Origin of the sequence: Flavobacterium piscisymbiosum (assembly GCF_020905295.1) — a bacterium.
In the GTDB taxonomy this organism is placed as follows: domain Bacteria; phylum Bacteroidota; class Bacteroidia; order Flavobacteriales; family Flavobacteriaceae; genus Flavobacterium; species Flavobacterium piscisymbiosum.
Map to the genome: position 1 here is coordinate 1,137,635 of NZ_JAJJMM010000001.1, position 21,345 is coordinate 1,158,979.

Sequence of the window (21,345 nt, forward strand, 5' to 3'; positions counted from 1 at the left end):
CGTATTGTTATTATTTTGAATTCTATGTTAAATTTTATCAATAATTGATTTGGAGAATTTATGGTCAACTATTTTAACCAAAAATGTCTTCTAAAATATCTAAAATTTAGTCTTTACAAATAATAACATAAACAAAAAACGACGCATTATCAGCGTCGTTTTTCTTATTTTATAATTACCAGATTTTAACTCGTTTATCTGGATCAACATACATTTTGTCTCCTTTTTTAATACCGAAAGCATCGTAAAATGCATCAACATTTTGAAGCGGAACATATCCTCTGTACATTCCAGGTGAATGCGGATCTGTTTTTACCTGATTTTTAATTGCTTCATCTCTCGTTTTGGTTCTCCACACGGTTGCCCATGAAATAAAGAAACGTTGTTGCGGAGTAAATCCGTCAATTAATCCAGTATTTGGATGAGATTTCAAATACAATTGCAAACCATCATAAGCGGCATTGATACCACCTAAATCTCCAATGTTTTCACCTAAAGTAAAATTACCGTCTACGTGAATTCCAGGCAATGGCTCTAAAGCACTGTATTGATCTGCCAAAGCTTTACCAAGTGCTGTAAATTGTGTTAAATCTTCTGGAGTCCACCAGTCTACCAAATTACCTTCAGCATTATAACGTGCTCCTGCATCATCAAAACCATGAGAAATTTCGTGACCAATAACAGCTCCAATTCCGCCATAATTAACCGCTTCATCAGCCTGGTAATTGTAGAATGGCGGTTGTAAAATTGCAGCAGGGAAAACAATCTCGTTATAAGATGGATTGTAATACGCATTTACAGTTTGCGGTGACATACCCCACTCTGTTTTATCAACTGGTTTGTTTAGTTTTTCAATTCCTTTTTTGAAATTCCATTTGTTTAGGTTACGGGCATTATCGAAATAACTTCCGCCTTCGGCTACACTTTTAATTTCAAGTGCTGAATAATCTTTCCATTTATCAGGATAACCCACTTTTACAGTAATCTTATTTAACTTTTCAATCGCTTTTACTTTAGTTGCCGCAGACATCCATGTTAAATTGTTGATACGATTTTGGTACGCCAAAATAATGTTATGAATCATATCTACTGCTTTCGCTTTTGCTTCTGCAGGAAATACTTTTTCTACATATAATTTACCAAGTGCTTCACCAACAGTCGTGTTTACTACCTGTAATGCTTTTTCTTCTCTTGGTAATTGTTTTATAGCTCCTCTTAAAGTTTTACTGTAAAAATTAAAATTAGCCGTTTCGATATCTGTAGATAATTTTGTAGCAACGGTATTTAATAAATCCCATTTTAAGTATTCTTTCCACTGCGCTACTTTATTTTGGGTAAAAATAGTTTGCAAAGCTTTCATATACTTTGGCTCCATTACCACTACAGTATCTAATTTTGCCAGTCCCAAGCCTGTAAAATAAGCATCCCACTTGATAGCCGGTGTAATTTTTTGAAGTTCAGCAATTGTCATTGGGTTGTATTGCAAACGGCTGTCTCTGCTTTCTACGCGATCTAATCTTGGCTTAGATAATTCTGTTTCCAAAGCTAAAATTGTGGCTGCACTTTGTTTTGCTTTTTCAGGAGACTCGCCAATAAACTGCAGCATTTTCGCTACATGAAGCTCGTATTTTGCTCTTTTTTCTTTCGAATCCTTATCTTCAGAAGTGTAGTAATCTTTATCCGGTAAACCTAATTGACTTACACCCAGAGTTACGGAGTTTTTAGAACTGTTTTTTTCATCGGCACCAATATAGATTCCGAAAAAAGCAGCTGTACCTTCCGGTTCAACCTCAACCAAATACTTTTGAAGATCTGCTACGTTTTTAATGGCATCAATCTTTTTAAAGTAAGGTTGCAAAGGAGCAATTCCGGCTTTGTTTCTTCCAACTGTATCTAAAATCGTTGAAAATAAATTAACCGCTTTTCCCTGATCAGTATTTGATTTATATTTTGGATTTTTTGATGCTTCTTTCAGGATCGACATTGCATCTTTGTCTGTTTTCTTAATCAATTCATTAAAACTTCCCCATGTGGTACGATCGCTGGGGATTTCAGTTTGATTAAGCCAGGTACCGTTTACATATTGAAAAAAGTCCTGACTTGGACTAATTTTGGTATTCATGTACGAAACATTAATACCCGGTTCCTTTTGAGTTGCATTTTGAGCTTGAACAGCTGTAAATGAAACTGCCGCAAAAAAGGCGCAGAACAAAGGTCTGCTAAGTTGTTTTTTCATTTATATCTAAGTTTTTGGTCTTTATACAAACGTATTCCTAATATCTGAAAGGCTATGTTAAAATTATTGAAATAATCGCAAAAAAGCGAATCATCCTAACATTTTAATCGATATCATCGAATATTTTCATGTATTTAGTACCGGTTTCTAACTGATTATTAGAATAGTTTTTGGAATATTTGTTACAAAAAATTGAAATAAAAGTGAGAGCAAAAATTCAGAGTGCCGTTTCCGGAAAAATAGATGCCATTGGATTACCAATATTGGCATTATTCTGGGTAAGTTTTTTTTGGGGAACAACCTGGATAGCTTCTAAAGAAGGTGTAAAACATATGCCTGCTTTGCAACTGGCAATGATTCGTCAGTTTGTTGGAGGCATTCTGTATGTTGGTTATTTTATTCTAAAAAAAGAACCTTGGCCAAAAGGCAAACAATGGCGTACGATTCTCATTTTAGCCATTTTAAATTTTGCCTGCAGTAATGGTTTAAGTACTTGGGGCGTTCAATATATCAGTAGTGGCTTGGGTGCTATTATTGGTGCTATTTTCCCGATCTGGATTGTTGTTATTTGTTTTTTTCAAGGCGAAAGAATTGCTAAACTTGCGATTACAGGTTTGCTAATTTGCTTTGGCGGGATTTGTATTATTTTCATGGATCATTTAGGCGATTTTTTAAAACCTGATTTTCAATTTGGAATTTTCTTATCTGTTATATCAACTATTACCTGGGCTTTTGGGATTTTACACACCAAGAAAAAAGCAGCAAGTTTTAATCCGTATTTTAGTTTGGGATTGCAAATGTTGCTTTCAAGCTTTTTACTTTTTGGAATTACCGAAACTTTTGGAATGAATATATCATTAACCAAAATTCCGACAACATCCTGGTGGGCCATATCGTATTTGGTCGTAATAGGTTCAATACTAACATTTGTTGCTTTTATCTATATGCTGCAACATCTTCCAACAGAAATCACGGGTATTTATGCTTATATGAATCCTATTGTAGCGATCATTTTAGGAGTTCTTCTTTTTGGGGAAATACTTACTCCGGCCATTGCTGTTGGGGTTTTAGTCACTTTACTTGGACTATATCTGGTAAATAAATCGATTAGAAAGTCTAGGAGTTAAAAGGTTCTTTTTTAATCTCGAAAAGGCGCAAAGTTTAATGAATTGCTGAATTGCCTCGTGCTTTAGCTGGAGGAAAAATTAAGATCAAAAGCATAGGCTTAAGCCAAATGCAAGTTTCCGCTAAAGCCTTTTTAGTAGTATTCTAAAAAACCTCCAGCTAAAGCAGGAGGCAAATTCAAAAAACTTTGCGCCTTCGCACCTTTGCGAGATTAAAAAATAAAAAAATAATCTATTTCTTAAACAATAGCCCAAACTTGTTAAAAACCAAGCTCAACTAGTATTTTAAAATGTGCTTTTTGTATTTTTGCGCCAAATTATTTTTATGAAATCGTTTCTTTATAAATACCGCAAATTCTTTATTGTTCTAATTGTATTTTCGGCTGTAACCATATCTTTATTTTATTCGGCTTTAAAGCCACAAAAAACATTGCCAATTTATAATCCTGCCGATGTAAACCCTGAATTGGTTGATAGTACGGTACAATATAAAAGCAAATACCACACGATTGCCGATTTTAAATTTGTAAATCAAAACGGAGATACGATTACGCAAAAGAATTATGAAGGTAAAATTTATGTAGCCGACTTTTTCTTTACGACTTGTGGTTCGATTTGTCCAAAAATGACAACCAATCTTGAAGATGTTCAAAAAGCAATTTTAAACAATCCTAAAGTAATGTTGCTTTCTCATACCGTTTTTCCTGAAGTTGACAGTATTCCGGTTCTTAAAGAATATGCCATAAAACATCATGTTGTAGACAGTAAATGGAACTTGGTTACGGGAGACAAAAAAGAAATCTATACAATGGCCAGAAAATCGTATCTGGCGGTAAAACTAGGTCGCCCTGATCAATTGTATGATATGGTACACACAGAGAATTTTGTTTTGGTAGATCAAAAAAGACGTGTTCGTGGTTTTTATGACGGAACCAATAAAGAGGAAATTCAGCGCCTTTTAGAAGACATCAATTTCCTTTGTCAGGAGTAAAATCCCTTATTTTTAGAAACATTTAGCATTTACAAAAGTGTTAAATGCCTTTAAATAAAGAATAATTGCCTACTTTTGCAATCTAAATTCAATCTAAATAAGCTTTGCAAAATACTATCCACACTCTAAAAAAAGGCGAGAAAGCCATTATCAAAGATTTTGATATCGATCTTATTCCTCTAAAATTATTAGAAATGGGCTGTTTGCCGGGCAACTTAGTCGAATTGCTTCAAATTGCTCCTTTTGGAGATCCATTATATTTAGATATTAATGGTTCACACGTAGCCATTCGTGTTGAAACTGCTCGTGAAATTGAAGTTGAACTTATCAAAACCAATTTGTAATGAGCATTCAAAATATCAATGTTGCCCTTATCGGGAATCCTAATACAGGTAAAACTTCCGTTTTTAATCAGCTTACAGGACTAAATCAACAAGTAGGGAATTATCCCGGAATTACGGTTGAGAAAAAAATCGGGTTCTGTAAATTACCGCACAACATCAAAGCCAATATTCTGGATTTACCGGGAACTTATAGTCTGAACGCAAGTTCTATGGATGAAAGTGTGGTGATTGAACTTTTATTAAACAAAAACGATAAATTATATCCGGATGTAGCGGTAGTAGTGACAGATGTTGAAAATCTGAAACGAAATTTACTGATTTACACTCAAATAAAAGACCTTGAAATTCCGACAATTTTAGTCATTAATATGTCGGATCGTATGGAAAGTAAAGGAATAACTTTAGACATTCCCTACTTAGAAGAAAAACTAAAAACCAAAATTGCCTTAGTAAGTTCGCGTAAAGGTTTAGGAATTGATGCATTAAAAGAACTCATTGTTTCTTATAAAACCATCCCGAACGAACCTTGTATGAATGCTTCGGTTATTGACGAAGAATATTTTCAAAAATTACAACACGCTTTCCCTAATCAATTATTGTATAAATTATGGTTGGTTATTACGCAAGACGTGAACTTTTTGAATTTAGATCGAAATGAAATCAGAAGTACTTTTACCAAATCGCATTCAGAATTAAAACGCTTACAGCAAAAAGAAACTATAAAAAGATATCAATTCATCAATGATGTTTTGAAAGAAGGTTTAAAAGTGGATGCCTCGATGGCAAAAGACTTTAGAGCTCAACTAGATCGTGTTTTAACACACAAGGTTTGGGGTTATGTTATTTTCTTAGCGATTTTGTTTTTGATTTTCCAATCGATTTTCAGTTGGTCAACAATTCCAATGGATTTCATTGACAGCACTTTTGCTTCTTTAAGCAGCTGGGTGGCTCAGGAATTACCAAGCGGAATTTTAACCGATTTGCTCTCGCAGGGAATTGTACCGGGAATTGGTGGTGTTATTATCTTTATTCCGCAAATTGCTTTTCTATTCTTGTTCATTTCGATTCTGGAAGAAAGCGGTTATATGAGTCGTGTGGTCTTTTTGATGGATAAAATCATGCGCAAGTTTGGTCTCTCCGGAAAAAGTGTCGTGCCTTTGATTTCAGGAACTGCTTGTGCAATTCCGGCAATTATGGCGACCAGAAATATCGAAAACTGGAAAGAACGCCTTATTACAATCTTGGTAACGCCATTTACGACTTGTTCTGCAAGATTACCTGTTTATACGATTATCATTTCATTGGTTATACCTGAAGAACGTTTGTTTGGTTTTCTAAATGTGCAAGGTTTGGCCTTGATGTTGTTGTATTTATTAGGTTTTGGAACAGCAATTTTATCGGCTTATATCTTAAACAAAATATTAAAAATAAGTGCCAAAACGTATTTCGTAGTCGAAATGCCAAGTTATAAATTACCTCTTTTCAAAAACGTTGCAATTAATGTTGTGGAGAAAACAAAAGCTTTCGTTGTTGGAGCAGGTAAAATCATCTTAGCGATATCTGTAATATTATGGTTTTTAGCGTCGTACGGTCCCGGAAGAGATTTTAACGAAGCGGAAGAAATTGTAAAAGAAAGATTTGTTAATACACCTCTTGACGAAACAGCATTTGAAAACGAAGTGGCTTCGCAAAAATTAGAGAACTCGTATATCGGGATTATGGGTAAAGCCATTGAGCCAGCTATTTCTCCGTTAGGTTACGACTGGAAAATAGGAATTGCGATTATCAGTTCGTTTGCTGCGCGTGAAGTTTTCGTAGGAACTCTTGCGACAATTTACAGCGTGGGAAGCAGTGATAACGAAGCTACTATAAAAAGTAAAATGCAGGAAGAGATAAATCCTGAAACGGGTAAGAAGATCTTCAATTTTGCTTCTGGAATTTCATTATTATTATTCTACGCTTTTGCGATGCAATGTGCCAGTACATTGGCCATTACCAAAAAAGAAACGAATTCATGGAAATGGCCTGCCATGCAACTTTTCCTGATGAGCGGTCTTGCTTATTTTGTAGCGCTTTTTGCGTATCAACTTTTAAAATAAACATCATGGTACAAGAAATTATTGCCTTTGTTATATTATTTATCGCCGTTGGTTTTTTGATCAAAAAGTTCTTTTGGAAATCCAAAAAGAAAAAAGATTGCGGCGAGGGGAATTGTGGGTGTAGTTAGAGGAAAGGTGCTGAGTTGCTGAGATTCAAAGTAGCTAAGGTTTTTTACCACAGAGATTCACGAAGGTTTCACAGAGACTCACAAAGTATTTATATTATTACTGTCAGACTGAGCGAAGTCGAAATCCACAGAGATTTTCTACCACAGAGATTCACGAAGGATTCACAGAGACTCACAAAGATTTTTTGTATTATCCGTAAAGTTCGCTTTGCGAGAAGCTCACAAAGCAATGTGTAAATGTAGATTAGAATTAAAACATAAAAAAATGGCTTCATAATTGAAGCCATTTTTTATTACTGAAACCAGATTTTATTTAGTAGTAAAAATTCTATTATTTTTTTATAGATAATTACTTTATAAGTTTAAAATTAGCTATTTTCGATGCAATTAATAAACTAACTAAACTACAGAAATGGCGAAAAACTTTAGGTCAAGATTTTGGAAATTAAGTAAATGGTCTGCCTGACTTTTTATTTTATTATTTGCATTTAGAATGCTTTACGGTTATGTCGCAGCAGATCCGGCTTCTCGCAATGATTACAGCGATAATTTTTTTGGAAGTATTGATAATCTGCGAAAAAATTATGCCTCAGAAAAAATCGCAATCAAAGGAGATATTCAGGCTGCACCAAATATGGCATCGAGTCAGAAATTTGAAAAGACAGCTTCAATCAAAGCAAAAACATCTGAATTTGATAAAGATGAGAATCTCATTAAATCAAAAACAAAATCATACAATGCTATTATTCAATATGAACAAAATCTGGGACAAAAAGGCAATAGACAGATTCATTTACTCATTGGAATAAATCCTGCAAAATTCGAAAATTTCTATCTTGAACTTCAAAAAATTGGAATGCTGAAGGACACAGAAATCACAAAAGTTGACAAAACAAACGAATACCGTCAACTGAATGCTAAAAAGATTTCGATCGAAAAAATGCTTCAATCGCTTATTGAACTAAAGTCTAAAGGAGGCCAAATTGCAGATTTTATTTCCCTGAATGATAAAATTTTAGAAGTTGAAGAGCAATTGCAGGGATTAGGAGTTGAACTTGGAAATTTTAATACCGAAAATGAATTCTGCACCGTAAGATTTTCGATGTACGAAGGAGCGACAGAAAAAAGTATAAGCTTTATTCACAGAACAAAAGTTGCCCTTGAATGGACTATAAAATATTTTGCAATCATTGCAATTACTTCGCTTTTCATCTTAATAGCGATCTTTGTTTTACTTTCGATAATTGATAAACTAAAAATTATAGCCGCAGTAAATAATAAACTGAATCAATAATAAATAAAAATGGCTTCATAATTGAAGCCATTTTTTATTTACTGAAAACTGAAACTGAGACTGTAAACTTACTTAATCCCTTCCCACTCTGCGTAGAACTGAGCAAGAAACAATTCCATAAAACGATGTCTTTCGGCAGCGATTTGTTTTCCGGTTTCGGTATTCATTTTATCTTTTAAGAGTAAAAGCTTTTCGTAAAAATGATTTATCGTTGGTGCATTATTCTTTTTGTATTCCTCTTTTGTCATATTGGTTATTGGCGCAATTTCAGGATCGTGGAGGGTTCTGTTTTTGAATCCGCCATAATTGAACGCTCTTGCCACTCCAATCGCTCCTATTGCATCTAAACGATCCGCATCCTGAACGATATCCAATTCTATAGACGAGAAACTCTTTTCGAAATTTCCGCCCTTATATGAGATGTTTTCGATGATTTTTACAACATGCTGAATAATCTCTTCTGAAACATTTTCTGATTCTAAAAATAAACGGGCTGTTTTTGGGCCTATCGTTTCATCTCCGTTATGAAATTTACTGTCGGCAATATCGTGAAGCAAAGCTCCCAACTGTACAACCGTAAGATCACAATGGGTATCTTTTGCAATTAAGAGCGCATTTTTATAAACGCGTTCTATATGAAACCAATCGTGTCCGCCTTCGGCATCGTTTAGTTTTTCTTTTACGAAAGCAATTGTTTTGTTTATCAGTTCAGAATTATTCATATTTTGTTTTGTGTTTATCTGCTTGGTTAATGGCGCACAGATTTTACGGATTAAACGGGTTTACGCAGATATTAATTATTTGTATAAATAATATTTTGGTCTGTTAATTCCGGGGAAATTTTCTAAATAAATTATATTAATTGTGTCATTTATATTATAATCAGAACTTTGTGAATCTCCAAAATAACTTTTATTATTCATTCTAAAACTATATTGGTAAATAATGGCATCTCCTTTTTCTTCCCTTAAAATATGACCTCCTTTACCATTATATCCTTTCTCTTTTACTATTTTTCCAGAGGTTGTTTTACCATACTTCTCAAGTAAAAAATCGTAAATAGGCCATTTTAAAAATGTGTGAAGTATAGATAACAAAAGAATAACAAGTATAAAAATGCTCCAAATTTTAGAGTATCTATTGGTGCTATTTTGCTTTTTATGTTTCAACTTAAGGATTTACACTAATTATTTCGAATAAAAAATGTTGATTGTCAAAGTTTTTCAACCTCAACAATCAACAATATGTTTTAAATATCAATATCAGAAATCAATTGCAATATCAATGTCAATTGCAAAAATCAATTTTTAATCTAAAATCAGAAATCTGCAATCTAAAATTTTTACAATCTCGCTGGTTCTACCCATTTAAAGATGTGTGATTCTTGCGGAATTACTAATCTTTCTGAGATTCTTGCCATACGCGCCGGTAATTTCATCAGGTAATCACGTGCTTTTTCGGCTTCGTCTGTTAAACCGGTCATTTTATCAATTTCCCACTTATCCATTAATTTCTGCATGATATCTACATAATCGCTTGCGGTATACACCCCAATACGTTGTGCTGAATCAGAAAATTGTTCGAAAGCAGAGCTGATCTTTTGGCCAGATTCTCTTAAAAAGTGTGCCGGCATAACGATTTTTTGCTTCATCATGTATTGAAACGCCAACATCATTTCGCTAGGATCTACTGCAAAAATTCTTGTAACAAATTCGCTATACGCATGGTGATGACGCATTTCGTCACCAGCAATCATTTTACACATTTTAGACAACTTGTTATCACCAAATTTTTTAGCCATTTGCGCTACTCTATTGTGTGATACATATGTTGCTAATTCCTGGAAACTTGTGTATACAAAGTTTTTGTATGGGTCAGATCCAGTTCCAATATCAAAACCGTCGTTGATTAAGTGCTGTGTTGTCATTTCGATTTCACGCATATTTACACGACCAGACAAATACAAGTATTTATTCAGTAAATCACCGTGGCGGTTTTCTTCTCCGGTCCATTGACGAATCCATTTCGACCAGCCGTTTCCACCATTTTCTATCTGATTTATACCTTCTACATCCATTAACCATGATTCGTATGTTGGCAAAGCCTCTTCGGTGATGGTATCACCTACAAGCGTAACCCAGAAATCATATGGTAATTCTTTGGCAATTTCACGTAACTCTTTTACCTCCTCAAAGAAATTATCTCCTTCAGAATTAGGCAAAAAGTCTGACGGCTGCCAAATTTTTTCCACTGGAATTAAATACTGTTCAACGAAGCTATCCACGTTTTTTTCCAAAAACTGCATTACTTCTAATCTAATGTTTTTTATAGACATTACTTATTTAAGATTGGGATTTCTGTTTCGGTTTAATTGCCGAAATCAAAAATCTATTTATACTCGTTTACTCCTTCTACAACTGCCTTCTCTGTCATCTCCATTAAATCGGCAAAATTATAGTCTTTTACAGCCAAAGCCTTATGAACGGTAAAGGTAAGGCGATTTCCTAAACCTACAGGGAAAAACCCAAATTTTACCATTTTCCATGAATTGTTGATACTCACTGGTACTACATACGCAGAAGGTGCGTATTTGCATAGAATTTTCACTCCATTTTGTGCAAATTCTTTAGGTTTTCCCGTTTTACTTCTTGTTCCTTCAGGAAAAATCACAGCAGATCTCTTGTATTTTTCAATATATTCAGACAAACCTTTAATAGCCGGAATAGCTTGTTTAGGGTCTTTACGATCAATTAGCACAGATCCTCCATGCTTTAAATTATAAGACACACTCGGGATTCCGCTACCTAACTCTTTCTTGCTTACAAATTTACAATGAAAACGTCTAAAGTACCAAATCATTGCAATGATATCGTACATACTTTGATGGTTAGAAACAAAAATAATAGGCACTCCCATTGGGATAGTTTCTCTATTTTCGATTTTATAAGTTGTTCCCACAAGATTAGTGCATCTTAGAAGGCAAAAATTCAAATAATCAACACTTTTTTTATGAGCCTGATAGCCAAAAACATTTAGGCAAATCCATTGTATTGGATGAAATACAAGCAAACACAAACTAAAAACGATATAGTATACTGCTGATATTGGATAGGAAATTATTTTTTGCATGCTTAAAAAATTAATGCCCAAAAGTAATAAATAAATTTTTAGCTGTATAAAAATTATATAACTACCAATAAATATTATAGTTACCAAAATAATCTTATTACAAATCGTACAAATTTGCGCCAATTATAATGGCATTATAAATTGAATTTTACAAATATAAGGCTGATATTACCCATCTGCCTTATAGAAAATCATCTTTAATTTATAGAAAACACATTAATCATGATAAATCATCTATTATGATTGAAATTTTAAGTTTTAAAAGATTACGAACTGTCCTCTATACATTATAATAGAAAAGTAATTGCCTAAATAGTAGTTTGCATTTGCAATACAATTGTACCTTTGCCCCTTGAATTGCAATTTTTTCTGAATTAAATGAATTTTACTTACCCTAAAAACGAACGCTTAAAAAGCAAAACGACAATTGGCTTACTGTTTTCCGAAGGAAAATCGGTTTCTAAATATCCGTTGCGTTTGGTTTACCGTCAAGCGGAAGTTGATGTAGAAGAAAAAATTAAAATGGGTGTTTCTGTTTCTAAGAAATATTTTAAGAGAGCCGTTGATCGTAATTACTTCAAACGTGTTTTAAGAGAAACGTACCGATTGAATAAACATTTACTTTTAGATAATATTCAGGAACCTTATTCCGTAATGTTTTTTTATCAGACAAAAGACAAATTATCTTACGAAGAAATCAATACCAAAACGATTCAGTTGTTCGAGAAATTCCTTCTGCAAGTAAACAAAACCAGTGATTCTGAAGATAAAACTGATTTGTAATCCTTCGATGACAACTTTATTGATCAAATTAGACTAAGAATTATAAAAAAATTGTAGTTTTAGATTTAATTTGAAATAGATATGAAATATTTTTTCCTTTTATTCTTTGTGCTTTTGAGCTTTTCAGGTTGTAGCAAACACGAAGCACCAATGGAAGAGATGGCAGTTAGTGCCATTAAGCTTCCACCAAAAAATGAATCGGCAGCCAGTACAGATCTAACAGATGACATGGCCGACCCTGCTTCTCCTCAAATTCCTCAAAAAATTATTAAAGAAGCTTCTCTCAGATTTGAAACCAATGATCTGCAAGATACTTTCAATCAAATTCAAACTGCAATTGCAGCGAATAAGGCCAGCATACAAAATGATTCTGAAGGAAAAGATTACAACAATGTTTATAGAAATTTAACTGTTCGCGTTCCCAGTCAAAATTTTGATTCTTTTATAAATGCTATTTCAAAAGGGGTTTCTTATTTTGAAAGAAAAGATATTACTTCGCAAAATGTAACCGAAGAATATATTGACTTAACGACAAGACTAAAAACGAAACGAAAACTTGAAGAACGTTATCTTCAAATCCTTCAAAAAGCAACTAAAATAAGTGAAATTCTGGAAATTGAAAAACAGATTTCAGCCATTCGCGAAGAAATTGAGGCTAAGGAAGGGCAATTGAAATATTTAGAAAACCGCGTTTCTGAAAGTACTGTTACCATTGAATTTTATAAAACCATTGCTCAAAAAGAAGGTGTTAAAACTTCGTACGGTTCTAAGATCTGGACAGCGATTCAATCCGGATTTTTTAGCCTTTCAGAATTTTTAATATCCATTATTAGTCTTTGGCCGTTTATTATATTATTTTGCATATTCGCCTATTTTATTAGAAAAAGATTTAAAAGAAAAAAAACATAATCATGTATCCTTATTTCAAAAAGAAATTTATCATACCCACTGTTGCGGCAGGATTTTTATTTATTGGAACCAGTTTCAAAGACGACTTTTTTGAGATTGCCAAACAAATCGAAATCTTCACGACATTGTTTAAAGCTGTTAACACGAATTATGTCGACGAAACCAACCCAGGCGATTTGATGGATAAAGCCATTAAAAGCATGTTGGGAAGTTTAGATCCTTATACGGTTTACTTTAACGAACAGGATGTTGTAAACTTCAAGATAAATAATACCGGAGAATATACCGGAATTGGTGCTTTGATCTCCAGAAAAAAAGATCGCTTAATTGTGCGTGAACCTTATAAAAATTATCCTGCTGATAAAGCCGGACTAAAAGCTGGTGACGAGATTATACAAATTGGCGATGTTTTGATTGCTGATTTTAAAGATGATGCTTCACAATTATTGAAAGGAACAAAAAACACCAAAATCCAGATCAAATACCTTCGTCAGGGAAAAACCTTTACAACGGAGTTAATTTTGGATGAAGTTGATATTAAATCGGTTCCGTTTTACGGAAAAATTGATGCTAAAACCGGTTATATCGTTTTGGCACACTTTAGCCGTAAGGCATCAAATGAAGTAAAAGAAGCCTTGGAAAAACTTAAAGCAGATGGCGCTACGCAAATTGTTCTTGATTTAAGAGGAAATCCTGGTGGTTTGCTTAACGAAGCTATTGACATTTGTAATTTATTTGTTCCAAAGAATGAAGTAATTGTAACTACAAAATCAAGAATCGAAAAACACAATAATACTTATAAAACAACGAAAGAGCCTATAGATACAGAAATTCCGTTAGCGATTTTAGTAAACGGAAGAAGTGCTTCTGCCTCTGAAATTGTTTCAGGTGCTTTGCAGGATTTAGATCGCGCCGTGATTTTAGGAAGCCGTAGTTTTGGTAAAGGTTTAGTGCAACGTTCTGTCGATTTGACTTACGGAACACAGCTTAAAGTAACTATTTCCCGTTATTATACGCCTTCTGGCCGTTGTATTCAGGCATTGGATTATGCTCACAAAGACAAAAATGGTGTTGCACAAAAAACCGATGCTAAAAACTTTAACGCTTTTAAAACCAGAAAAGGAAGAACGGTTTATGACGGTGGTGGAGTTTTGCCAGATATCGAATTAGACGAAGCTAAAATGAGTCCGATTACGACTGCCTTATTAAAAAATGATGGGATTTTTGATTACGCTACAACCTATTACTACAAGAATCCAAATCTTGGAGATAAAATCCCAACAGTTTCTGATGCTGATTATTCAGGCTTTAAACAATACCTGAAAGCGAATAAAATTAGTTTTGATACGGAAACAGAAGTGGCATTAAAGAATACTTTGGCTGCAGCCAAAAATGAAAAAATCGACGAAACTATCGCTCCCGAATATCAGCAATTACTAGTCGCTCTTGAAAAAAGCGAAACGACTTTGTTAGATAAAAATCAAAAAGAGATTAGAAACCTGATTCAGGAGGAATTAATTAAGAGATATCAATATCAGGAAGGTTTGTACCAATATTATATCAAAAACAATTCGGAAATTAAGAAAGCAGTGAATGTTTTAAACAATCAAACGGAGTACAAAACGATTTTGAAAATGTAATCTGAAAATACTATATTTAAAAAAGCCTTTATTGATCAATGTCAATAAAGGCTTTTTTATTTCGAAATTACTATTGGTATTCTATGTATCCTCTTGCAATTTTATTTAATAGTTATTTTGCCAGATATTCCTTTGCTTTTTCAAGTACCTCATCTCTACCTTCCTGAATTCCTTTAATTGTAGGACGAACCAGAATATCAACTTTAACTCCTACTCGTTGCGTTGGCGTTCCATCTGGATAAAAAACTCCCAGACCACTAATTGCTGATTTGAAAGTTAAAAATTCTATTCTGGATATATCTCCGTCTGCTCCCGCAGTCTGACTTCCAATAGTTACCACATTATCTCCTGCTTGCAAAAACATTGTAGAATATTCGGCCATACTTTGAGTTTGTTCGTTTACCAATACCACTACTTTTCCAGCATAATATTCTTTTTTAATTGGATCAAGAATTTTTGTTTTTTTGAAATTAAATCTCCCCGGATAAGTCAAATCCGGTTCTATAAGCCTGGCATATTCTTTATCCTCCTTAATTAATCTTCTGGCGATTAAGTAAGCTTTAAAATCAGGATAATTTCTAAGATCAATAATTAAGCCTTTGGTTTTATTTACCTTTTGCATTATTATATCCTGATCCTTCATTTCTAAATTATCCAAATTAATATAGCCAATATTATTTTCATCTATATTAAATTTTTCCTTGTTGATCAATATTTTAGGTTGAAAATCAATTCCAGAATACCGTTTTATGTTTTTAACGAAGACAAGATTATCTCTTCTAATTTTAACTTTTACAGAATCTGTCGAACCATTAAACATCAGATAATCGTAATTTTTGGCTTTGGTATTGTTATTTGAACCATTTACGAATTTCTTTCTTTCTAACATTATTTCCAAAGCATTTTTACCGTTGACTTCTTCAATAATATCGCCTTTTTTGATATCATTTAATTTTGCCAAAGAATCATTGTAGAATCCCACAACAACAGCTTTATTCTCAATTACATTAATGAATGCAGGAATATATTTTCGTCCAAAAAAATCAAAATTTTTATCCGAAAAAAAGCTTGCATGAGTATCATCGAGTTTAACTACAGTTTCCTGCATGAGTAACTGATATTCTAATGCATCATTTGCGTATCTATACTTCGAAATCATTTCGATTAAAACAGAATCCCAATTTTGATCTGTTAGATATTTGTATGGAAAGAAATATTCAATGGTGTTCCAATATCGAAACAAACTCAATAATCTATGGTTTTGATCGGGATACTCAAAATCACCATAAATAATTTCATTTCTCACTTTAATATTTCCTCCCGAAGTTTTGGTAACATAGTAATTTTCTCCCTGAAACCTATTTGCTTCAATAAATTTCAATTTATGAGAAAGTTCAGTGGTAAAAGCAGCTGAATTATTTATCCACGAAAGATCAAAATTTTTATCAAAATACTCTTTTTTAGAAATTCCGCTGCATGATTTACATTCTTTAACAAGACCTAAATTGGTAATCCATTCCAGATAAATTGCAGACAATTCTTCTTTGTTTTTTGCTTTTTCGACTTTAGGAATCATTTGAATCAATTGTTCATCCCAATTAAAATCTCCCTTTGCCACATTAGGATGATAGTATTTTAGAAATCCCCAAACTTTTGCAAGACTCGACAAATTCTCAATTGGTTTATTGTCTGAATTGTTTTGACTAAAACCTAAAAAACTACAAATACAAAAAACCAAAACCCACTTTATTTTGTTCATTTAGCGTTATTTTTCTTAAAATTTTATTGAAACTAAAATAAGTAAGCCTGTATCAAATAATGTTATTAAAATCATAAAATTAATGGCAATAAAAAACCTTCAATTGCTTATTAGGCAAATGAAGGTTCTTATATTTTACTTATAATTGTATTAACCCCGAATCATCTCTATATGCGGAATATCATCTTCAAGATACATTTCGCTGCTTTGAACAAATCCGTGGCTTTCGTAGAATTTCTTTAAATACAATTGTGCACCAATGCTGATTTTATCTTTATCAAAATTAGATTTTATAGCTGCAATGGCTTCACGCATTAAGTCATGTCCCCATTTTCTGTCGCGATAATTGGCATCAACTACTACTCTTCCAATCGATGCGTTATCTAAGCTGATTCCGGCGTCGAATAAACGTACATAAGCAACAATTTTATTGTCGTATTCACCAATTAGGTGTAATGCTTTCTTATCTTTTCCGTCAAGATCTAAATAGACGCAGTTTTGCTCCAATACAAAGATCTCACTTCTTAGTTTGAGCAAATCGTACAACTCATGAACCGTTAATGCCTCAAACGGCTTTATTTTCCATTTTAATTCCATTCTGTATTTTATTCCTTATTGCTATTATTTATTTCTTATTTTAAAATGCAATTCAAACCTTTAAAATTTATCGTTTATCAATTTTTACTGATTTTATAATTGCTTCTAAATCGAACATTAAATCTCTTTCCTGATTTGATGGCGAATAACAAAATCCTTCAATAACCAAAATACGATTGTACATTTCGTCAACAATGGCATAATTGATAAAAGGTCCTGCCATAAAATCGTTTTTAAGTTCCCAGTTCCCTTTGGTTTCATAGGCCTTTTTTCCGTCAAGCATTGTAGTAGAAAAATAGGGCGCGTAGGCTTCACCTGTAATCATTCGGGTATTGGGTTCGCGGCCTTTTATATAAAAACCTACTGAATCGCGCATTTTTATAATATTATCTACAAGATCTGAACTTTTCTTAAAATTACGAATTGGGATTTGGTAAATAAGTAAACTTGTACTACCGCTTATAATGTCTTTTTTAAGCCAAATAAAATTTCTCTTGTGCAACATGTATTCATAGCCCGTTGGGATTTGCATATCGATGTGAAACTTATTTTTTATAACGGTGGGATTTAATAGTGATTTGCTATTGTCTTCCTGAATTTTCTGAATTTCGGCATCGCGAATAATCTTAATTATTTGTGCTGAATTGAGCTCGATACTGCAAATAATGTCATCGACAGATTTACCGTAAATACGAAAGGTGTTATGGGGTAAAGATTTACTATGGGTAATTTCGAACTTATCTGTAGTGGCTTTCTTGACTATGATAATGCTTCGGCTATCGGTAACGAAACCTTCAAGCAGACGTGCCGGATATTGATTTATGGTAAATAAAGGTTCCTCCTGGGTGAGGCCCAAAACTGGTGAAGCAAATTTATTTCGAATACTGTCGCCTACTTCTCCATACCACAACTGATCGTCTATAATAATAGAAATTGAGTTGGTTTTACCGGATACGGGCTCAGGTTTCTCGTTTTTTAAACACGAAATCAATAGCAACGGAATTAGCAGCAATAAAAAATGGGTTTTATTCATTTTATTAATATATGAAATAAAACCCAAATTTATGTAAGATTTTTTAACTATCCGTTTATTTTAAGTTTCATTCCTGGTTTAATTTCTCCGTCTTTAATGTTATTCCATTTTTTAATATCTGAAATCGTAACTCCAGGATATTTTTTAGAAATACTATACAACGAATCTCCTTTTTTAACGTAATAGTCTTCTCCAAGATCTTTGGTTGAAGTTGCTTTTTTCTTGAATGAATCAATCGAAGAATTTGAAGCTACTGCAGTATTTACAGCGTGTTCATCAATAATATCCGGTACTACTTTAGAAATCGTTAAAGATTTACCTAAACCAATATTATTTGAAGTTAAACTATTAAGCTCTTTTAACTCAGCAATATTCATACCGAATTTTTTCGCAATGCTTCCTAAATTATCACCAGTCGCTACTACGTATACGTCGTATACTTTTGAAGTTTTATCTTTATCATCGACAACTGCAACGGCTTCTTCAGGTTTTTTCTCAATTGCAAGAGTTGCTTTTGCTTCTTTTGGATTTTTAACAACTGCATCGATATCTGATTTAATCTTTAAATTTCTACCCAGTGCAACTGAGTTTGTTTTTAGATTATTCCATTTTTTTAAGTCGATCACATTTACATTATATCTTGCAGCAATGGCACCTAAGTTATCTCCTTTTCGAACTTTATACCATTTAACATCGGTATCAGCTGGTTCGATTGTTCTCTCCAGTTTTGCTTTTGCTTTAGGCGTCACTTTCAAAGCCAATTGAGTTGGCATTGTTTTATTTCGTGATTGGTAGGCTACGTAATCATAAATCTTATCTTCGTTTGAAACAAATGTGGCAATTTTATCTTTTGGCAAACGCAGGTAATGTGCTTCGCCCTGATAAAAAGGTACTACATTTAATTTATACGAAGGATTTAAAAGTTGTATTTGAGATTGTGGCATGTCTAACAAATCTGCGATTTGCTTAAATGACATTTGATTTTTAATCTGAACCGTATCCGTTTCAAAATTTTTAACTACAGCTCTTTGAGGATTAATTCCGTGTTCTTTATGATATTCAAAAAGATACATTGTTGCTAAAAAAGCAGGAACATAACCTTGAGTTTCTTTTGGAAGATGGTTACGAATGTCCCAGTATTTTGTTTTTCCGCCAGAGCGACGTATTGCTTTGGTAACATTTCCCGGTCCTGAATTGTATGAAGCTAAAACTAGCTCCCAATCGCCAAAAATATTGAACATTTTAGTCATGTATTCTGATGCGGCGGCTGTAGCTTTAAGTGGATCGCTACGTTCATCAATGTAAGAATCTATTTTAAGGGCATATTGCTTGCCGGTTCCGTACATAAATTGCCAAAGTCCTGTGGCGCCCATTTTAGAAACTGCTTTAGGATTTAAAGCAGATTCTACAACGGCTAAATATTTAATTTCTAAAGGCACGTTTTGTCTTGCAAAAGCATCTTCAAAAATTGGGAAATAATATTCTGATAAAGACATTAATCGAGAAAACGATTTTTTACGATTCTTAAGAAATGACTTTATTATATTTTCTAAACCTTGATTGTATTCAATGTCAAAAGGTGATTTCTCGTTCATTGCCTGAAGGCGCTGTTTAAGCAATTCTGTTGGCAATTCTTCATCTACAGTAACATCTGTATTGATGGTTTGAATGTCTTTTGTAAGATCGTCATAAATATCTAAACTTACTAATTCGTTCATCCAGAGACTGTCAACGCGAGTTGCCATTTCATCTCTTTTGAAAGTATTTTTAACAGAATCTAAATACGATATCTTTACTATTGGTTTAATTTCAACATCTGTTTTTGCAATATCCTGCGCAAACATCGACATAGAAAAAAACACCGAAACCACTATTGATATTTTTTTTACAATCATATAACATTTTTTTAAAATTCTATAATTCAAACAATTACAGAAGACCTACTTTTGCAAACTTAAAGAGTTTATGCATGTAAACTATCTAAAAAAATGTTAATTGTGATTTTTTAGTCTAAAATCGCAGCGATTCCAGGTAAAACTTTTCCTTCTAACATTTCAAGCATAGCCCCACCTCCGGTAGATACATAACTCATTTTATCTTCGAATCCGAATTGTTTTACAGCAGCAACAGAATCACCACCTCCTACTAATGAAAACGCTCCGTTTTCTGTAGCTTCGGCAATATAATCTCCTAATGCAATTGTTCCTTTTGCGAATGATTCCATTTCGAAAACTCCTAATGGACCATTCCATAAAATAGTTTTTGACTCTAAAATTACTTTCTTGAAGTTCTCTAAAGATTTAGGACCTGCATCAAGACCTTGCCATCCGTCAGGAATTTCTCTAACGTCTACCACTTTTGTATTTGCTGTGTTTGAAAAATCATCTGCTGCAATTACATCAACCGGAATATGAATTTGTACTCCTTTTTCTTTAGCTAATCTTAAAATTTCAAGTGCTAATTCTTGTTTGTCATCTTCACAAATAGAATCTCCAATTTTACCACCTTGTGCTTTAATGAACGTAAAAGTCATTCCGCCACCAATGATCATGTGATCTACTTTGTCTAAGATATTTTCGATAACGGTAATTTTTGATGATACTTTAGATCCTCCAAGAACTGCTGTTACCGGTTTTTCGCTATTTTTAAGTACTTTGTTTAAGCTTTCTATTTCTTTTGCCAACAATGTTCCGAAACATTTTTCTGTTGGAAAAAATTGAGCAATAATAGTTGTTGAAGCATGCGCTCTGTGAGCAGTTCCAAAAGCATCATTTACATAGATGTCTCCAAGTGATGCCAATTCTTTTGCGAAAGCTACATCTCCAGCTTCTTCTTCAGCATGAAAACGTAAATTTTCAAGTAATAAAACTTCTCCTGGTTTTAAATCTTTGGCAGCAGCCTGAGCTACTTCTCCAACACAGTTTTCGGCAAACTTAACCTCAACTCCTAAAATTTCTGAAGCTGTTTTTAAAATATGTTTTAATGAATATTTTTCTTCAACACCTTTTGGTCTTCCTAAATGTGACATTAAAATTACACTTCCTCCTTGTGCCAAAATAGCATCAATTGTTGGTTTTGCAGCTTCGATACGTGTAGCATCTGTTACATTAAAATTTTCGTCCAATGGTACATTAAAATCAACACGGATAATTGCTTTTTTATTCTTAAAATCGAAATCGTTTAAAGTTTTCATTATATAGTTTTTTAGTTTTTTTTGAAAGAAAAACAAATATAGAACTTTTAAAGTATCATAAATATAAAAATAACCTATCTATAACA

19 protein-coding genes are annotated in these 21,345 nt (G+C 33.2%); 9 read left to right on the forward strand and 10 right to left on the reverse strand.

Annotation, left to right across the window (positions count from 1 at the left end; translation table 11 throughout):
- Window positions 1-175: 175 nt before the first annotated feature.
- Window positions 176-2,236, reverse strand: a complete 2,061-nt coding sequence (locus LNP81_RS05245; protein ID WP_230033961.1) for a M13 family metallopeptidase — start codon at window positions 2,234-2,236, stop codon at window positions 176-178.
- Between the two features lie 203 nt (window positions 2,237-2,439).
- Between LNP81_RS05245 and LNP81_RS05250 the strand changes: the two genes are divergently transcribed.
- The 6 genes from LNP81_RS05250 to LNP81_RS05275 all read left to right on the forward strand — a co-directional run bounded on the left by LNP81_RS05250 (window position 2,440) and on the right by LNP81_RS05275 (window position 8,216).
- Window positions 2,440-3,363, forward strand: a complete 924-nt coding sequence (locus LNP81_RS05250; protein ID WP_230033964.1) for a DMT family transporter — start codon at window positions 2,440-2,442, stop codon at window positions 3,361-3,363.
- Window positions 3,364-3,685: 322 nt separating this feature from the next.
- Window positions 3,686-4,351, forward strand: coding sequence for an SCO family protein (locus tag LNP81_RS05255; RefSeq protein WP_230033966.1), 666 nt, complete (start codon window positions 3,686-3,688; stop codon window positions 4,349-4,351).
- 104 nt (window positions 4,352-4,455) lie between these two features.
- On the forward strand, window positions 4,456-4,695 hold the full coding sequence (locus LNP81_RS05260; RefSeq protein WP_017495803.1) for a FeoA family protein: 240 nt from the start codon (window positions 4,456-4,458) through the stop codon (window positions 4,693-4,695).
- Window positions 4,695-6,794: a ferrous iron transport protein B gene (gene feoB, locus LNP81_RS05265; RefSeq protein WP_230033967.1), complete on the forward strand. Its 2,100-nt coding sequence runs from the start codon at window positions 4,695-4,697 to the stop codon at window positions 6,792-6,794. Before LNP81_RS05260 ends, feoB begins: the two co-directional genes overlap by 1 nt.
- A 5-nt stretch (window positions 6,795-6,799) precedes the next feature.
- Window positions 6,800-6,922 (forward strand): FeoB-associated Cys-rich membrane protein, encoded by a 123-nt coding sequence (locus LNP81_RS05270; protein ID WP_078006651.1) that lies wholly within the window; start codon window positions 6,800-6,802, stop codon window positions 6,920-6,922.
- Window positions 6,923-7,415: 493 nt separating this feature from the next.
- A complete protein-coding gene (locus LNP81_RS05275) occupies window positions 7,416-8,216 on the forward strand; it encodes a DUF4349 domain-containing protein (protein WP_230033969.1) in 801 nt (266 codons plus the stop codon).
- 68 nt (window positions 8,217-8,284) lie between these two features.
- On the opposite strand, the gene LNP81_RS05280 is transcribed toward LNP81_RS05275, so the two are convergent.
- The 4 genes from LNP81_RS05280 to LNP81_RS05295 all read right to left on the reverse strand — a co-directional run bounded on the left by LNP81_RS05280 (window position 8,285) and on the right by LNP81_RS05295 (window position 11,345).
- On the reverse strand, window positions 8,285-8,938 hold the full coding sequence (locus LNP81_RS05280) for an HD domain-containing protein (RefSeq protein ID WP_230033971.1): 654 nt from the start codon (window positions 8,936-8,938) through the stop codon (window positions 8,285-8,287).
- Between the two features lie 75 nt (window positions 8,939-9,013).
- Window positions 9,014-9,313, reverse strand: a complete 300-nt coding sequence (locus LNP81_RS05285) for a hypothetical protein (protein WP_230033973.1) — start codon at window positions 9,311-9,313, stop codon at window positions 9,014-9,016.
- A gap of 245 nt (window positions 9,314-9,558) precedes the next feature.
- Window positions 9,559-10,551, reverse strand: a complete 993-nt coding sequence (locus tag LNP81_RS05290) for an acyl-ACP desaturase (protein ID WP_230033975.1) — start codon at window positions 10,549-10,551, stop codon at window positions 9,559-9,561.
- A gap of 53 nt (window positions 10,552-10,604) precedes the next feature.
- Window positions 10,605-11,345: a lysophospholipid acyltransferase family protein gene (locus LNP81_RS05295; protein WP_230033977.1), complete on the reverse strand. Its 741-nt coding sequence runs from the start codon at window positions 11,343-11,345 to the stop codon at window positions 10,605-10,607.
- Between the two features lie 378 nt (window positions 11,346-11,723).
- On the opposite strand from LNP81_RS05295, the gene rnpA reads away from it, so the two are divergent.
- The 3 genes from rnpA to LNP81_RS05310 all read left to right on the forward strand — a co-directional run bounded on the left by rnpA (window position 11,724) and on the right by LNP81_RS05310 (window position 14,677).
- Window positions 11,724-12,128, forward strand: coding sequence for a ribonuclease P protein component (gene rnpA, locus LNP81_RS05300; RefSeq protein ID WP_230033978.1), 405 nt, complete (start codon window positions 11,724-11,726; stop codon window positions 12,126-12,128).
- 81 nt (window positions 12,129-12,209) lie between these two features.
- A complete protein-coding gene (locus LNP81_RS05305) occupies window positions 12,210-13,037 on the forward strand; it encodes a DUF4349 domain-containing protein (RefSeq protein WP_230033980.1) in 828 nt (275 codons plus the stop codon).
- A 2-nt stretch (window positions 13,038-13,039) separates the two neighbouring features.
- Window positions 13,040-14,677 (forward strand): S41 family peptidase, encoded by a 1,638-nt coding sequence (locus LNP81_RS05310; protein ID WP_230033982.1) that lies wholly within the window; start codon window positions 13,040-13,042, stop codon window positions 14,675-14,677.
- A gap of 112 nt (window positions 14,678-14,789) precedes the next feature.
- On the opposite strand, the gene LNP81_RS05315 is transcribed toward LNP81_RS05310, so the two are convergent.
- From LNP81_RS05315 to LNP81_RS05335, 5 genes are all read right to left on the reverse strand, one after another.
- On the reverse strand, window positions 14,790-16,436 hold the full coding sequence (locus LNP81_RS05315; protein WP_230033984.1) for a S41 family peptidase: 1,647 nt from the start codon (window positions 16,434-16,436) through the stop codon (window positions 14,790-14,792).
- Window positions 16,437-16,586: 150 nt separating this feature from the next.
- Window positions 16,587-17,033 (reverse strand): GNAT family N-acetyltransferase, encoded by a 447-nt coding sequence (locus LNP81_RS05320; RefSeq protein ID WP_230033986.1) that lies wholly within the window; start codon window positions 17,031-17,033, stop codon window positions 16,587-16,589.
- 67 nt (window positions 17,034-17,100) lie between these two features.
- Window positions 17,101-18,066, reverse strand: a complete 966-nt coding sequence (locus tag LNP81_RS05325) for a DUF4837 family protein (RefSeq protein ID WP_230033989.1) — start codon at window positions 18,064-18,066, stop codon at window positions 17,101-17,103.
- A 47-nt stretch (window positions 18,067-18,113) separates the two neighbouring features.
- On the reverse strand, window positions 18,114-19,961 hold the full coding sequence (locus LNP81_RS05330; RefSeq protein ID WP_230033991.1) for a lytic transglycosylase: 1,848 nt from the start codon (window positions 19,959-19,961) through the stop codon (window positions 18,114-18,116).
- A 110-nt stretch (window positions 19,962-20,071) separates the two neighbouring features.
- Window positions 20,072-21,259, reverse strand: coding sequence for a phosphoglycerate kinase (locus tag LNP81_RS05335; RefSeq protein ID WP_072957518.1), 1,188 nt, complete (start codon window positions 21,257-21,259; stop codon window positions 20,072-20,074).
- Window positions 21,260-21,345 lie beyond the last annotated feature (86 nt).

Bases quoted from the DNA above. Each gene is read 5' to 3' on its own strand.
- LNP81_RS05245 (WP_230033961.1), bottom strand. From the start codon at position 2,236: ATGAAAAAACAACTTAGCAGACCTTTGTTCTGCGCCTTTTTTGCGGCA.
- LNP81_RS05255 (WP_230033966.1), top strand. From the start codon at position 3,686: ATGAAATCGTTTCTTTATAAATACCGCAAATTCTTTATTGTTCTAATT.
- feoB (WP_230033967.1), top strand. From the start codon at position 4,695: ATGAGCATTCAAAATATCAATGTTGCCCTTATCGGGAATCCTAATACA.
- LNP81_RS05270 (WP_078006651.1), top strand. From the start codon at position 6,800: ATGGTACAAGAAATTATTGCCTTTGTTATATTATTTATCGCCGTTGGT.
- LNP81_RS05275 (WP_230033969.1), top strand. From the start codon at position 7,416: ATGCTTTACGGTTATGTCGCAGCAGATCCGGCTTCTCGCAATGATTAC.
- LNP81_RS05280 (WP_230033971.1), bottom strand. From the start codon at position 8,938: ATGAATAATTCTGAACTGATAAACAAAACAATTGCTTTCGTAAAAGAA.
- LNP81_RS05290 (WP_230033975.1), bottom strand. From the start codon at position 10,551: ATGTCTATAAAAAACATTAGATTAGAAGTAATGCAGTTTTTGGAAAAA.
- LNP81_RS05295 (WP_230033977.1), bottom strand. From the start codon at position 11,345: ATGCAAAAAATAATTTCCTATCCAATATCAGCAGTATACTATATCGTT.
- rnpA (WP_230033978.1), top strand. From the start codon at position 11,724: ATGAATTTTACTTACCCTAAAAACGAACGCTTAAAAAGCAAAACGACA.
- LNP81_RS05305 (WP_230033980.1), top strand. From the start codon at position 12,210: ATGAAATATTTTTTCCTTTTATTCTTTGTGCTTTTGAGCTTTTCAGGT.
- LNP81_RS05310 (WP_230033982.1), top strand. From the start codon at position 13,040: ATGTATCCTTATTTCAAAAAGAAATTTATCATACCCACTGTTGCGGCA.
- LNP81_RS05315 (WP_230033984.1), bottom strand. From the start codon at position 16,436: ATGAACAAAATAAAGTGGGTTTTGGTTTTTTGTATTTGTAGTTTTTTA.
- LNP81_RS05320 (WP_230033986.1), bottom strand. From the start codon at position 17,033: ATGGAATTAAAATGGAAAATAAAGCCGTTTGAGGCATTAACGGTTCAT.
- LNP81_RS05325 (WP_230033989.1), bottom strand. From the start codon at position 18,066: ATGAATAAAACCCATTTTTTATTGCTGCTAATTCCGTTGCTATTGATT.
- LNP81_RS05330 (WP_230033991.1), bottom strand. From the start codon at position 19,961: ATGATTGTAAAAAAAATATCAATAGTGGTTTCGGTGTTTTTTTCTATG.
- LNP81_RS05335 (WP_072957518.1), bottom strand. From the start codon at position 21,259: ATGAAAACTTTAAACGATTTCGATTTTAAGAATAAAAAAGCAATTATC.